The organism is Halalkalibacter suaedae, assembly GCF_017939705.1.
Lineage (GTDB): Bacteria > Bacillota > Bacilli > Bacillales > Bacillaceae_D > Halalkalibacter > Halalkalibacter suaedae.
On record NZ_JAGKSQ010000006.1, the window covers coordinates 150,540 to 163,967 of the forward strand.

The 13,428-nt window shown below is 38.0% G+C and carries 12 protein-coding genes; all 12 read right to left on the reverse strand.

The features are described from left to right. Nucleotide 1: 1 nt before the first annotated feature. The 12 genes from cydS to J7W16_RS15355 all read right to left on the reverse strand — a co-directional run bounded on the left by cydS (nucleotide 2) and on the right by J7W16_RS15355 (nucleotide 13,420). A complete protein-coding gene (cydS, locus tag J7W16_RS22480; RefSeq protein WP_419095846.1) occupies nucleotides 2-103 on the reverse strand; it encodes a cytochrome bd oxidase small subunit CydS family protein in 102 nt (33 codons plus the stop codon). A gap of 13 nt (nucleotides 104-116) precedes the next feature. After that, nucleotides 117-1,133, reverse strand: coding sequence for a cytochrome d ubiquinol oxidase subunit II (locus J7W16_RS15305; RefSeq protein ID WP_210598245.1), 1,017 nt, complete (start codon nucleotides 1,131-1,133; stop codon nucleotides 117-119). After that, nucleotides 1,130-2,470: a cytochrome ubiquinol oxidase subunit I gene (locus J7W16_RS15310; protein WP_210598248.1), complete on the reverse strand. Its 1,341-nt coding sequence runs from the start codon at nucleotides 2,468-2,470 to the stop codon at nucleotides 1,130-1,132. Before J7W16_RS15310 ends, J7W16_RS15305 begins: the two co-directional genes overlap by 4 nt. A 245-nt stretch (nucleotides 2,471-2,715) precedes the next feature. Then, nucleotides 2,716-3,009 (reverse strand): YrhK family protein, encoded by a 294-nt coding sequence (locus J7W16_RS15315; RefSeq protein WP_210598250.1) that lies wholly within the window; start codon nucleotides 3,007-3,009, stop codon nucleotides 2,716-2,718. Nucleotides 3,010-3,177: 168 nt separating this feature from the next. After that, complete coding sequence (gene rlmD, locus J7W16_RS15320; protein ID WP_419095848.1) at nucleotides 3,178-4,572, reverse strand: 23S rRNA (uracil(1939)-C(5))-methyltransferase RlmD; 1,395 nt, start codon at nucleotides 4,570-4,572, stop codon at nucleotides 3,178-3,180. Nucleotides 4,573-4,971: 399 nt separating this feature from the next. Next, on the reverse strand, nucleotides 4,972-5,115 hold the full coding sequence (gene sinI, locus J7W16_RS15325) for a DNA-binding anti-repressor SinI (RefSeq protein ID WP_210598253.1): 144 nt from the start codon (nucleotides 5,113-5,115) through the stop codon (nucleotides 4,972-4,974). A 205-nt stretch (nucleotides 5,116-5,320) separates the two neighbouring features. Further along, complete coding sequence (locus J7W16_RS15330; protein WP_210598255.1) at nucleotides 5,321-6,010, reverse strand: response regulator transcription factor; 690 nt, start codon at nucleotides 6,008-6,010, stop codon at nucleotides 5,321-5,323. A gap of 47 nt (nucleotides 6,011-6,057) precedes the next feature. Next, nucleotides 6,058-9,366: an ATP-binding protein gene (locus J7W16_RS15335; RefSeq protein WP_210598257.1), complete on the reverse strand. Its 3,309-nt coding sequence runs from the start codon at nucleotides 9,364-9,366 to the stop codon at nucleotides 6,058-6,060. Nucleotides 9,367-9,551: 185 nt separating this feature from the next. Next, nucleotides 9,552-11,027, reverse strand: a complete 1,476-nt coding sequence (locus tag J7W16_RS15340) for a protein adenylyltransferase SelO (RefSeq protein ID WP_210598259.1) — start codon at nucleotides 11,025-11,027, stop codon at nucleotides 9,552-9,554. A gap of 182 nt (nucleotides 11,028-11,209) precedes the next feature. Continuing rightward, nucleotides 11,210-12,055 (reverse strand): alpha/beta hydrolase, encoded by an 846-nt coding sequence (locus J7W16_RS15345; protein WP_210598260.1) that lies wholly within the window; start codon nucleotides 12,053-12,055, stop codon nucleotides 11,210-11,212. A 259-nt stretch (nucleotides 12,056-12,314) separates the two neighbouring features. After that, the gene (locus J7W16_RS15350; protein ID WP_210598262.1) at nucleotides 12,315-12,977 is read right to left on the reverse strand and encodes an oxidoreductase; all 663 of its coding nucleotides are present in this window, start codon (nucleotides 12,975-12,977) and stop codon (nucleotides 12,315-12,317) included. Continuing rightward, a complete protein-coding gene (locus J7W16_RS15355) occupies nucleotides 12,977-13,420 on the reverse strand; it encodes a MarR family winged helix-turn-helix transcriptional regulator (protein WP_246880040.1) in 444 nt (147 codons plus the stop codon). Before J7W16_RS15355 ends, J7W16_RS15350 begins: the two co-directional genes overlap by 1 nt. Nucleotides 13,421-13,428: the final 8 nt, after the last annotated feature.

Here is a 13,428-nt window from a genome sequence, read left to right on the forward strand (position 1 = left end):
GTTAATCCTCATACTTTGTGCTTTTTGCAGCTACAAATAAGGATAAGGCAACAGCGAATACAACGACTAAAAGTGGAGCATAAAATATTAAGAAGTTATGCATTCTAGTTTCCCCCTTACGCTTTGCCTTTTCGAATATAAGGCTTATTCATAATAAATAGCTTGAATACAAGATAGAGTGACGGGAGTAAAAGCATTAAACCAAAGATAAACACTGTTATTAATGCATAGGCCATCGTTTCATTTGTGAAGCCATCATATATCGTGATATATGGATAGAGAATATACGGGTAACGTGAAACACCGTATCCGTAGAAGGCAAAAGCAAACTGCAATACGACAAAGATGAACGATTTACCATATTTCCCTTTCTTTAAGAGCCATAGACTCTCAAGGAAACAGATAAAGGACAAGAGAAACACCCACCATAAAGAGATTAGTCCTTCAAAATGAGCCGGATTATGCCAACGCATCTCAATAATTATTCCAAGGGCAGTCACCATCGTCGGAAAGCTCCAAAGCCATGTGTAACGTCTAAATAGTTTGAGTGCTTCATAATCCTGAGCGACGTTTGAATAGTATGCTAGAAAGCTAGCCGAAATAAATAACACACTAACAAGACTTAGTAATACAATTGACCAAGCAAACGGACTAGTAAATAGGGCTAGATAGTCTAATGCAATACTACCTGTCGCTGTTTCACGAATGAACCCACCTTGCGAAACAATTAAAGCCGTTGATAATGAAGCTGGAATAAGAACACCTGTCACACCGTACATCAGAGTGTAGCCTTTATGTCCCTTTGTACCATATGTTCCAAAAGCGTAGTAGCTTCCTCGTAATGCTAAAAGGATGATTGAGATACTAATCGGGATCAACAGCACCGTCCCGAAATAATAGGCCGTACTTGGGAAAAAACCAATCATCCCAATAAAAAAGAATACAAGGAAAACATTCGTAATCTCCCATACTGGAGAAAGATATCGTTGAATAACTGAGTTAACAATATGGTTCTTCTTAGTCACAATTGTTGAAGCATTGAAAAATCCTGCTCCAAAATCAATTGAAGCTACAATGACATAGCCGAATAGGAACAGCCACAATACTGATATTCCTACTATTTCAATCGTCATTTCGCTTCACTCCTTTGTTCATCAGTTGCCATTTCAAGCTCTTTTTCAACAGGGTTATTTTTAAACATTCGAATCAATACGACCGCTGTTCCAACTAACAAAATCGCGTATAGAATTGCAAATGCAATAAGCATTAAACCAACATCAGGTGAGTCAGTCGCTCCTTCTGCTGTCTTCATAAACCCTCTCATAATCCAAGGCTGTCTACCAACCTCTGTGAACCACCATCCTGCTTCGATTGCAACCATTGCTAATGGTCCTGAGGCAACAAGTAAGATTCTGAATACCTTTGATTGAATGATTTTCCATCCTCGCCATAGTGCAACACAATAAGCGAAGGAAAGCGTTGTTAGCCAGATTCCTATCGTAACCATCGTGTCAAACAGATAGTGAATTTCATACGGTGGATGATACTCCTCTGGAATATCATTTAATCCCGTTACGACACCACTAAAATTACTGTGGACAAGGAAGCTTAGGGCATAAGGTATTTTAATAGCATATTTCACTTCATTTGTTTCAGTTAAGACACCATAGAGCACAAGTGGTGCTTCTCCCTCTGTCTCAAAATGCCATTCTGCAGCAGCTAGCTTCTCTGGCTGGTATTCAGCTAAATACTTACCAGATAAATCACCTACAAGAGCTGTCGCAATCGAGAAGATCAATGCTACCTTCATTGTTAACGCTAATGCTTTACGGTGATACTCATGACGATTACCTCTTAACATATGAAACGCAGCAATAGATGCTAGAATAAAGGCCGTTGTCATATAAGCTGACGCGACGACATGCGCAACCTTTGTTGGCATTGCTGGATTAAACATTGCTAAGAGTGGTTGTATATTAGTTAATTGTCCATCAACTAGAGCAAATCCCTGTGGTGCATTCATAAAAGCGTTCACTGATGTAATGAACAGTGCTGACATAGCCGCACCAAGTACAACAGGAATTAATAGATAAAAATGATGCTTGGGATTTTTAAAGCGGTCAGATGTATATAAATAAATACCTAGAAAAATAGCTTCAAAGAAAAACGCAAAAGTTTCCATAAATAATGGGAGGGCAACAAGCTGACCAGCGAATTCCATAAATTTCGGCCATAATAAAGCTAATTGCAATGCAATCGCAGTTCCAGTAACGACACCCACAGCAACAGTTATCACATACCCACGGGCCCAACGCCTTGCAAGCAGTAAATACTGCTCATCATTTCTCTTTAGTCCAAGCCAATGAGCAAGAGTTATCATAATCGGTACACCAACACCAAGAGTTGCATAAATAACATGAACAGATAATGTTAGCATCGTTAAGTAGCGGCTTAATTCAACAGACTCCATCAATTCTCCTCCTCTTCTCTAATGAAGTTATACTCATTATAAACGCAACGAGTATGTGAAATATATCACAATTTGAACGAATTAGTTACAAAAGTTTGATCATTTCATGAACAAAAGAAAAAAAACAACCATGTAAACAATGGTTGGAATTTGACTAATTTTCTAATGACGTAATCAACGCTATAAAAATCAGAACATTAATATCAACTCATTTATACAAATTAAAAAGAAAACCGAGAATAGCTTCAAGCCTTATATGTCTCTTTATCCTTGATTTCTCTTCTAAGCGAAGCACTATGCATCAGCCTAAGGATCGGACGTACGACTAGGAACGCACTACCTAATAAATACAGAATGCTCCCAACAAGCTGCATATTAGTAAAAAAATTAAATATACTCCCTAGTACGAAAAGAACCCCAATTAAGATGTCATTGAGCGTAGAGAAAACTCTATATCTTTTATCAAAATAGAGACGAAACTTCCCTGCCTTGACATCAATATACTCTTCTCCATTTCTCACTTTTGGTATTTTAGTCATACAACCCCCCCTACTAAAGATTTTGTACTTCCTTTACCCTTATCAGCATTTCAATAAACGTCCCTCAATTGCTTGTTACATATAGAAATAGACAAAAAAAGGGTTGTCCAAAGGTTAATCTTTAACCTTATCGACAACCTCGATTTTTGTTAAGAACGAGCTCGAACCTTATGAAGGGAACCCGACATAGGTTAACAATGCAACACATTCCACATGAACTGTATGAGGAAATAAGTCAACTGGCTGGACAACATTTAGTGTATAACCAAATGCTTCAAGCTCTTTAATATCAGTTGCGAAGGTATCTGGATTACAGGATACATAAACGATTCGCTCTGGTTTAGCACGTCCAATTCGTCTCATTACTTTCCCACCAGCACCAGAACGTGGCGGATCAAGCAGAAGTAGTTCTGGGTTTCCAAAGCTCTCTAGCACTTGATCAATTCCATTCCTAGCATCCTTAGCAAGAAAATCTGTATTGGAAAGACCGTTGTCTTTCGCATTACGTTTGGCTGATTCAATTGAGCTTTCAACAATTTCAATTCCAACAAGCTTCCCAACCTTGCTGGCAAAAGGTAGAGAAAATGTGCCAACACCACAGAAAAGATCAATCATCTTCTCTGTTTTCATTGGTTTTCCTAGATCAATTGCGATTTCTACCAGCTTCTCAGCTTGGGTCGGATTTGTTTGGAAAAATGTATCAAACCACAGGCGGAAGCGATAGCCTGCCATTTCATCATAAATGAAATCTCGACCAGCAAGTAAATGAGTTTTCTCAGATTGCGTACGATCGGCCCATGCTGTATTTTCTAACCATAGTACACTCTTAACTTGTGGAAACTTTTCTTCGATACGTTTAACTAACTCATTAGTTGCCTCTTGCAAAGGACCATCTGGTGCTTCCGTCGCAAATAGGCCTAGCATCATTTCCCCAGTAGCAAAGGATTGTCTCACCATTAAATGTCTAAGCAAGCCTTCATGTAGATCTTTATCATAGCCCTTAAGATTGTAGTCATTTACCCACTCAGCAACTGTCATTGCCGCTTCAACCATCTCCTTCCCTGCGATCAAACAGGTTTCAAGTGAAATGATCTTTCTGAAATTCCCTTGCTCATGTAATCCAAGTGAACCATCTGTAGCAAATGTAAACTCCATCTTATTGCGATAATGCCAGGGCTCGTCCATACCAATTGTGTCTAATACAAGACTTGAATCGAAGCCTTGTGCTTCAATTGCATGTTTGACATGGTCTGTCTTCTGTTGTAGCTGACCATTATAATGCCAGTGCTGCCACACACAGCCCCCACATTTTTCAAAATGCTGACAGGATGCTTCAGTTCTTTCCGCGTGACTTTCAATTATTTCATCTGGCATCGCTTTTCGTCTTTTCCGCTCAGGCTGATCAACAGTGACACGAACTTTCTCTCCAGGAAGCGTCTGAGGAATGGTTAATTTTAACTTCTTTAAATTCCCTAACTCATTTTCACGCCAGATAACTGCCCTTCCTGATCCTCTATCATCAAGATGGTTAATCTCTGCAACCATCTTTTCTCCCTTAGTCATAACCAATTTATATTCCTCCTTGTATCTTTCACTCACTTTAGTATACCGTTATCTACTTCACTGAAATACTAGTATAAAGGACTCTTAGCTAATTTGGAATCAATTCATTTCTAGTAGATGTTAGCAATGTTGATTTCCCTTCCTAACTACTAATGTCTTGCTGTTATCTTACCATTAATTTAAGGAGGCTTCTCTTAGACATAGCTAAAAGAGCCCACGTAAATGGACTCATCTTTGATTGATTAGAGGCGTATCACATTAGACTAAAAAAGGAAGGCAGAATGGAGGAGAACTTGGGATTTACGAAGATATATGAGGGTTAAAGTGTATTTCAAATAGATTTACTAGGAGCGATCTGATTTATCTGACTAGAAAATGGAGCTATTTATTTATTTCCGTTCAACGAGCCGCCCGCATTTCTTTCTGTGCAAGTAAATATTCACTAATCTCCTCAGGCTGAAGACCAATTTCCTTTGCTTCAATCATCAAGCAAATCCACTCAGAGTACTCCGTGTCCAAAGTAATTAGTTTGTTATCCTTCATCTCCATCACTCCTAATTTATACATAGGTCCGCCAATTTCTGAAACTTATCGCTATCGTTCGATTTTCAATACTTTAGTCACGTACATTAAAAAGCCATCTGTACATTACTATAAATGACCAAGGTTAAAATAAGGTTAAACAAAAAATAATTATTTGTTTTTTTGTAAAAAAAAACCACCTTTTCAAGGTGATTGTTCGTTTGATTTACTCTGTCGTGAATTTATAGCCGAAGCCTCTTACTGTTTGAATATACTTTGGTTTGGTAGGGTCTTGTTCAACTTTTTTTCTAAGATTACTAATGTGGACCATCACCGTCTTCAAATCCCCTGAACAGTAAACACCCCAGATTTGCTGGTATAATTGCTCTGCACTAAACACTTGGTTAGGATGTTGTAATAGAGTAATTAGTAATTGTTTTTCCTTCGCATAGAGAGAGACAAGTTCTTCACGGACATAAACATTTAATGTTCTCAAATCAACAGAAAGATCTCCAAACGATAATCGTTGTCCTTTTTCATGCTGTGCTGTCTGACTACTTCTGCGGAGGATCGCTTTCATTCTAGCCTCAAGCTCCGCCATGTCAAATGGTTTAGTAATATAGTCATCAGCCCCAGCATCAAATCCCTGTACCTTATCAACAGAGTCTCGCTTACAGCTCATAAATAGAATCGGTACAGTTGTCATCTCCCGCATATGTTTGCAGACGTCCAAACCATTAATTCCCGGTAATAAAATATCTAGCAAAACTAAATTAGGTTTTTCTATCTGTACTAATGTAAGAGCAAGATTCCCTGTGTCAGCAGTTACCACCTCATAGCCTTTTTTCTGCAAATATAAAGTTGTTAATTCCCTTATATCCTTATCATCCTCAACAATCAGAACTTTCTTCCTCATTCTATTTTACCCTCCTGGATTAGTTTCAGAAAATAGGTGGCAACTTCCTATAGGATAATTGGTAAAGTGAAAAACACAGATGTTCCCTCGCCCTTCTTACTTTCTATCCAAATATGTCCCTTATGATATTCAATGATTTCTTTTGTGATAGCAAGCCCTAAACCCGAGCCTTTTATCTCATCGCTATTTTGATCAGAGCCTCTATAAAACCGATTAAATAGAAATGGAATCTCTTCCTCTGCTATTCCTGTGCCGTTGTCTCGCACTTCAATTTTCACTTTTGTTTCAAAACCGTTTTCATCCTCTTGATGATGTACTAGTTCTCCAAATATGAAAATTTCCCCTTCTTTCGATAGGTGCTTTAGTGCATTATAAATTATATTAGTCATTACCTGATCGATTCGGTCAACATCAATTAGTAACTCTCCATCATTGTCTAACACATTCTTGAAGACTGGCTTATGTATAAGACATCCATTACGATTAACTTCGAATTCAAACTTCTCAAACAGATGATTAAACCAGCTTGTAAATGGGATCGTTCTAATCTTTAACTGCATTTTCCCTGATTCGAATTTAATAAGGTCATATAAATCTGAAATTAGACGATCTAATAAAGTAATCTTCTCTTGAGCTAATTCAAGATACTTCGGGTTACTCGCCTCAATAAACCCTTCCTGAACGGTTTGAATATATCCTTGTAGAAAGGTCAAGGGTGTTCCTAGTTCATGAGAAATATTCGACAATAGATCAATCCTCGATTGCTCTATTTGTCTTAGCTCCAAATTAATCTTATCTAGCTCCTGATTTTTCCACTCCAGTTGCTTTGTTCGTGAGGTAACCTTCTCTTCTAAAAGATCATTCATTTCTAGCAGTTGCTGATTGATTCGAGCTACTTCCTCAGCATGCCTTTGAACTTTAAGTGTAGATTCCTTTAGATTAATTAGTGTTTTCGTTCGTGACAATAACTCACGCTTATCAACTGGTTTCATCAAATAATCATTTGCACCCACTTCAAAGGCTGTGATTCGATCCTCTATTTGATTTTTTGCAGTCAGCATTAAAATCGGGAGTTCTGTCAAAGTGATTGTCTCTCGCAATGTCTGACATACTTCATAGCCAGACATTTTAGGCATCATTATATCTAGAATTAATAATGAAAAGGAATCATTTTGAGAAATTTTACTCAGTACTTCCTCACCGTCTGAAGCTGTTTCAATCGTGTATCCAGCCATTGATAAGTAATTAATTAATACTTGAATATTCACCGGATCGTCATCCGCAACTAAAATTCTACTTCCACCATTTACAGCGACGTCCGTTGAAGGCATTTCCAGACTTAAGGACGTTTGCTCATGATACTCTCTCGAAACCACACTTACCGTTGATGCAATTTCAGGTTCTGCTCTTTCAGCTTCTTGATAAAGAGGTAATGTAAAATAAAAAGACGTCCCCTCACCGACAGTGGATTGCAGTGTAATTTCCCCTTGCTGGAGTTCAATCAAGCGCTTCGTTATATTTAGTCCAATTCCGCTCCCCCTACTTGTGCTAGCACTAAATTGATTTCCTCGGTTAAATGGTAAGAAGATCGATTGATGCTCCTCTTCTGGGATCCCTATACCAGTATCCTTTACCTCAATAATCACCTTATCTTTAATCTCTCGAGCAGAAATAACCACCTCACCTTTCTCTGTGTATTTAATTCCATTTCCAATTAAATTAAAAAGAATTTGTTGGAGACGATTTTCATCTGCTAAGACAGTTAAATCCGGACTAATTCTATTTATTAATTTGATGTCTTTTTGTTTTAGTAATGTCTCACATATTGTGACAACTACATCTGACACTTCCTTCAGACGGACCTTCTTCAGATGTAATTGAATGTCATTATGCTTGAGCTTAGAAAAATCTAGTATGTCGTCAATTAAATGAGCAAGTCGGATCCCGCTAATTTTAATCATCTTAAGATTGTCTTTAACGGTATTATTAATTTCCCCACCCGCACCATCGTACAACGAGTCGGCAAGACCAATAATTCCATTTAAGGGGGTACGTAGCTCATGCGAGGTTATTGCCAAAAATTCATCCTTTAATTTATCATTTTGTTTCAAGCTTTCTAGCTTTTCCTTTTGACTTTTGATTGCCTCCTGCTCCGCCTGCTCCTTTTCTAATCGCAACATATTAATTTTGTCTGCAAGAGCAAAGGATATTAAGATGAGCTCAAATGCCGTTGACATTTGCCATGCATATTTTGTAAAGAAATTAAGTGGGATCATACCCGCATCAGCCAAAATAGAGATGATGACTCCAGTTAAGAATACATACCAAGAAAGTAAGAAAAACCGTGCAGGTCTGAATCCTCTTCTAAGAGAGATAAAGGCTCCTATCATAATGACAATGCTCATACAAGCAATACTCGCAACACTTATGTTCAAAGCTGCTGGATACGAGAAGAAGAGTAGAACCATTGTCGCTAGATTAAATAGCATCAGATAGTTGAAAAGTATGTTTATTCTAGGAATGTATGTATTCGCATCCAGAAAGGATTTTGCAAATAGAACTGCAACAATATTTGTTAGACACATGAAAAAGACAATCGACCGATTATTCCACCAAACACTTTCTGGCCATATAAACTGATAGGCCAATCCAGTAAAGGCCAAATGAGTAATTAAATTAACCAAAATGAATAAGACATAGAACAAATAGCTCTTATTTCGTAACGAAAAATACAAAAACAAATTATAAAAAGCCATGACAACGGCTATTCCGATAAACAGACCTAATACACCATATTCATACAATGTTTTCTCTAGAAAAGTTTTGTGATTATAGAGCGTAAGTGGAAATTGCATAGCTCCTTCTGTTTCAAAACGAAGATACATCGTTTTTGCTTCATTCGTTTGCAACTCAATTTCAAAAACATAGTTCCGATGGTTCATGTCACGCTCGGAAAATGGCAAAAGGTCTCCTGTTTTTTGAGCTTTAAACTCATCACCAGCTTCTGAATAGAGTGTGATATGATCTAGGGTAGAGTTTCTAATTTCTAGCAGCCAATCATGTTCGAGTGATTGATTGTCAAGCTGAAGCTTAGCCCAGTAAACAGAGCCTGCATAGCCGAAACTAGGGACCCCAGTTTGATACTGTTTAAAATGTTTATCCATTTCTGATGATTGGATGTCTTCAATCGTCCACTTACTCTCTGTATCTTCAAATATTTCGATTTTTTGATCTAAATTAAGTGTATTAATCGATTCATCTATTACGATCCTTGCATCCTTCCCAGCAGCATCTGGTTGAAAGACTACAAATGCAATACACAAGAGCAGTACTATTCTCGCACTATACGAAAACATAAGACATCTTCTCCCTACATCAAATGGACTAAATTATTATAGTATTACTTATTAGTAAACACATAGAACTAATACCATTATATTACATTTTATATATAATTCTGTGAATTTATTTAATGATTTGTAGATTTATGGAGGAAAAGCCTTTGAGAAGTTTCTCAAAGGCTTTTATTATTTGTGCTATATTATGTTCCGCAGAACGTTTGATATGGGCGTGTTGATTGTGGTGGTAATGTGGAATACTCCTCCTGAAGAGTGGAATATTCGTAAGGGTTTGCCAGAGCTTCAAGCAGTCGTTCCATTACACTATAGTCGTTATTATCGACAGCTGCTTGTAGGGCCTCTTCGACTCGATGATTTCTTGGTATAATGGCGGGATTACTTTCCTTCATTAGCCGAATTGAGGCATCTTTCGGCTCATGCTGTCCACTTACTCTCTGCTGCCATCTTTCATACCATTGCTTCCCCTCAGCGGTTTTGAATAGAGGCTGGTTCTCTCCTTGATCGATTGTCAAATCTCGAAAGGTGTTCGTATAGTCAGCCTTTTGATTATGCATAATGCTAAGCAGATCTTCAATTAATGCTTCATCTTCGTCCTCTTCATTAAATAGTCCTAATTTTGCTCTCATCCCTGTTAACCAATAGCTATGAAATAACGGTGTGTAATTTGAAATCTCCTCCTGTGCAAGTTTCACTGCCTCATCCTGATCTTCATGCAATAGTCGTAATAGTGATTCTGCAAAACGGGCCAGATTCCAACCGCCGATAAACCGTTGATTGCCATAGGCATAACGTCCCTGTCTATCAATTGAACTAAATACCGTTGCTGGGTCATATTCATTCATGAACGCACACGGTCCATAGTCAATGGTTTCTCCACTAATCGCCATATTATCTGTATTCATCACGCCATGGATGAAGCCAACTTGCAGCCATTTCGCAATCAGTTCTGCCTGACGCTTAATCACTTCTTGTAAAAGCGATAGATAGCAATGCTGTTCACCCTCTATTTCAGGAAAATGTCTTTTTATTGTATAGTCAGCTAAGGCTTTAAGATCTTCTACTGTTCCCCACTCAGCTGCATACTGAAAAGTACCGACTCGAATATGACTACTAGCAACCCGTACAAGAACAGCACCAGGCAAATCAGTTTCACGGATAACCTCTTCCCCTGTCGTAACAACTGCCAGACTAAGAGTCGTCGGTATCCCCAGTCCACGCATCGCTTCACTAATAATATATTCTCTAAGCATTGGGCCAAGTGTCGCTCTACCGTCACCGCCACGAGAATAAGGTGTTCTACCAGAACCCTTGAGCTGGATATCAAAACGCTCATCTTGTGGTGTAATCTGTTCACCTAAAAGAATCGCTCTACCGTCTCCAAGCATATTAAAATGCCCAAATTGATGCCCTGCATAAGCTTGAGCAAGCGGCCGTACACCATCCGGGATCTGATTACCAGCGAAAATCGCGATACTTTGCTCATCACGTAACTTCTCACTATTCAATCCTAACGATGATGCCAATCCTTCGTTTAAAATGACTAATTTTGGTAACGTGACAGGAGATGGCTGATGGTCCTTAAAAAATGTACCTGGTAAACGAGAGTAGCTATTATCTAAATTCCAACCTGCGTCCATTGCTTGTTTTTCGGCTGTCATAATATCTCCTTCAGCTTTTGGCTTTTTGTTTCTAGCTTTTTCCTTTATATTGTAGAATATCCTTTAAATTAAAGATTCGGTCAAGGGATTGAACTTATTTTCCAACCAAACTTTCCAACCAATACTATTATACAAAGTAAAAAGACAACCTCCTTCAAACTTGGTAGCCGTCTTTTGATTCCTTATACTTTTAACGAGAATCGTAACAATTCATTAATAAGTGGTAGCAAAACAGAAACATGACCCTCTCCCGGGAACGTCAAATACTTAACATGTAGTCCATCATTTTGAAATTCATTAAGTCTATTTACCAACTCTTTTGAATACACTCCCATTTCTTGATTTTTCCATCTTTCTAATTCTCCAACCCCAATTAATAATTCTTGATCTATCTTTTGTTGCTGAACACTAATCACAAAAGATTTTTCAACCTCTAAGAGCAAGGTTTTATTCCAATGTAGTGAAGGACTTCCAGAAATATACGTTTGAAATGAACTACTTCTTGAAAACATTGTATATAAAACAAAAAGGCCTCCAAGCGAATGTCCGAATAGAGTTTGTTTATTTAAATTGATCGGGTAGTTCTGCTTAATGATAGGCTTTAATTCCTGTTCAATAAAATCCAAAAATTGCTTAGCCCCTCCGTGAGCAGGGATGGATGTCTGCTCATTTTTTAATAGAATATCAATTTCAGCTGGACCTAGCGTATAGTCAAAGAAGCGTTGTTCAAAAAATGGCTCATCTACCGGATAACCGATCCCTACGATTATCGCCGGACTAATCCCTGTTTTCTCTGGTTTTCTTGATTGAATTCGAATCGCTTCAACCACCGTACCAAAAACCGCATTACCATCTAATAAATAGATCACTGGAAATCCTTCTGAAGGGGGTTCTATAGTAGGTACAGAGATGAAAACTCTATATTCGATATCTTTCTTCGAGACCATATTGAACTGAGATGTTCCTGCTAATTTAAATTGTTCTAAAAGTAGTTTACTATTCTCTGTATCAATTATAATTTGATTCATTCTTATCCTCCATATCCAATAGAGAGCCTTTTTCAAAGCTTCGCTAATATGTACCTATTCGCACCTTTCATTCATATACTTGCTACTATCCTTTCTCATTCATTAAATGATAATCATTATCACTAGTTTATCCTTTTTTTCATTAGAGTCAACTCCTAGTTCAAGTTATATAGTCAAAAAATAGTAAAAAAACAGGAAGAGCCTTTCCGAATGGAAAGGCTCTTCCTGTCTATTACTTAATCTAGATCTCGTAGTACCTTTAGGAACCAAGCTCTTCAATCTGATCTAGCTCATAAATAGTAACACCTTCTTGATTCATCTGTGCCGCCTTATCCATTGCTTTTGCAACTGTTTTCCCTTGAATGCCGCTGAATTTTTTTAGTGGACCGACGAACAGGAATGAAAGGGCTGTAAATAAGACTCCCGCTGTATGTTCACCTAAGCGAAATTCTTGACGCTTTCCAAGTAAAAGAGACGGACGAAAAATCGTAATCGAGTTAAAATCAATTTTCATGACTTCATCTTCTAATTCCCCTTTTATTCTCGTGTAAAAGGTTCTTGATTTAGCGTTTGCATATGGAGAACTGACAAAAAGAAATTGTCTTGCTCCGACTTTTCTAGTGAGCTGTGCAATCTTGAGTGGATACGTTACATCTATTTTGTACATGACTTCTTGGGATTTTGCCTTTTTGATTGTCGTTCCGAGACAGCTAAACACATCATCTACGTGAAAATTGATTAGTGCTTCATCAAGCTCATCAAAATCAGTTACTATTTCTTCTAGCTTCGGATCTGTCATCCCTAAAGGATTTCGAACAATTACAGTGATCTTTTGATAGGCGTCATTTTTAAGCAGGATCTTTAATAGCTCATTACCTATTAAACCTGTCGCTCCTATAAGTAAGGCTGTTTTCCTAGTCATTATTCACCCTCCTTAGAAGCACCATGATTCATCTTATTGAACGCTGCTTTGAGCTGGTTTAGCTCCGTGCTAGAAAGCATTCCAAACATCTTCTTCATGATCATCATTTTTTGTTTTCTAGCATCCTCTAGTAATGCCCTTCCCTCATCCGTTATTTCTAAGGCAATCGCTCTACGGTCATCCTCCAGATGACTTCTTTTGATAAAGCCATCCCTCACAAGTTTGTTCGTTAATGCAGTAACACCACCAGTTGTGATATGAAGCTCTGCTGCTAACTTTGATGGCCGTTTCACCTTATCTAGCTCTAATAACTCAAGAATAAGGACATGGGTCGGAGAGAGACTAATTTCGTTATGAACATTCCACTCATTTGACCAATTTCTTGCAGCGAGGATAAACGCCTCATATAGCTCGAACATTTCTTCATCCTTTGATGAAACCATTACATCTC

Bases quoted from the DNA above. Each gene is read 5' to 3' on its own strand.
- cydS (WP_419095846.1), bottom strand. From the start codon at position 103: ATGCATAACTTCTTAATATTTTATGCTCCACTTTTAGTCGTTGTATTC.
- J7W16_RS15305 (WP_210598245.1), bottom strand. From the start codon at position 1,133: ATGACGATTGAAATAGTAGGAATATCAGTATTGTGGCTGTTCCTATTC.
- J7W16_RS15310 (WP_210598248.1), bottom strand. From the start codon at position 2,470: ATGGAGTCTGTTGAATTAAGCCGCTACTTAACGATGCTAACATTATCT.
- J7W16_RS15315 (WP_210598250.1), bottom strand. From the start codon at position 3,009: ATGACTAAAATACCAAAAGTGAGAAATGGAGAAGAGTATATTGATGTC.
- rlmD (WP_419095848.1), bottom strand. From the start codon at position 4,572: ATGACTAAGGGAGAAAAGATGGTTGCAGAGATTAACCATCTTGATGAT.
- sinI (WP_210598253.1), bottom strand. From the start codon at position 5,115: ATGAAGGATAACAAACTAATTACTTTGGACACGGAGTACTCTGAGTGG.
- J7W16_RS15330 (WP_210598255.1), bottom strand. From the start codon at position 6,010: ATGAGGAAGAAAGTTCTGATTGTTGAGGATGATAAGGATATAAGGGAA.
- J7W16_RS15335 (WP_210598257.1), bottom strand. From the start codon at position 9,366: ATGTTTTCGTATAGTGCGAGAATAGTACTGCTCTTGTGTATTGCATTT.
- J7W16_RS15340 (WP_210598259.1), bottom strand. From the start codon at position 11,027: ATGACAGCCGAAAAACAAGCAATGGACGCAGGTTGGAATTTAGATAAT.
- J7W16_RS15345 (WP_210598260.1), bottom strand. From the start codon at position 12,055: ATGAATCAAATTATAATTGATACAGAGAATAGTAAACTACTTTTAGAA.
- J7W16_RS15350 (WP_210598262.1), bottom strand. From the start codon at position 12,977: ATGACTAGGAAAACAGCCTTACTTATAGGAGCGACAGGTTTAATAGGT.
- J7W16_RS15355 (WP_246880040.1), bottom strand. From the start codon at position 13,420: ATGGTTTCATCAAAGGATGAAGAAATGTTCGAGCTATATGAGGCGTTT.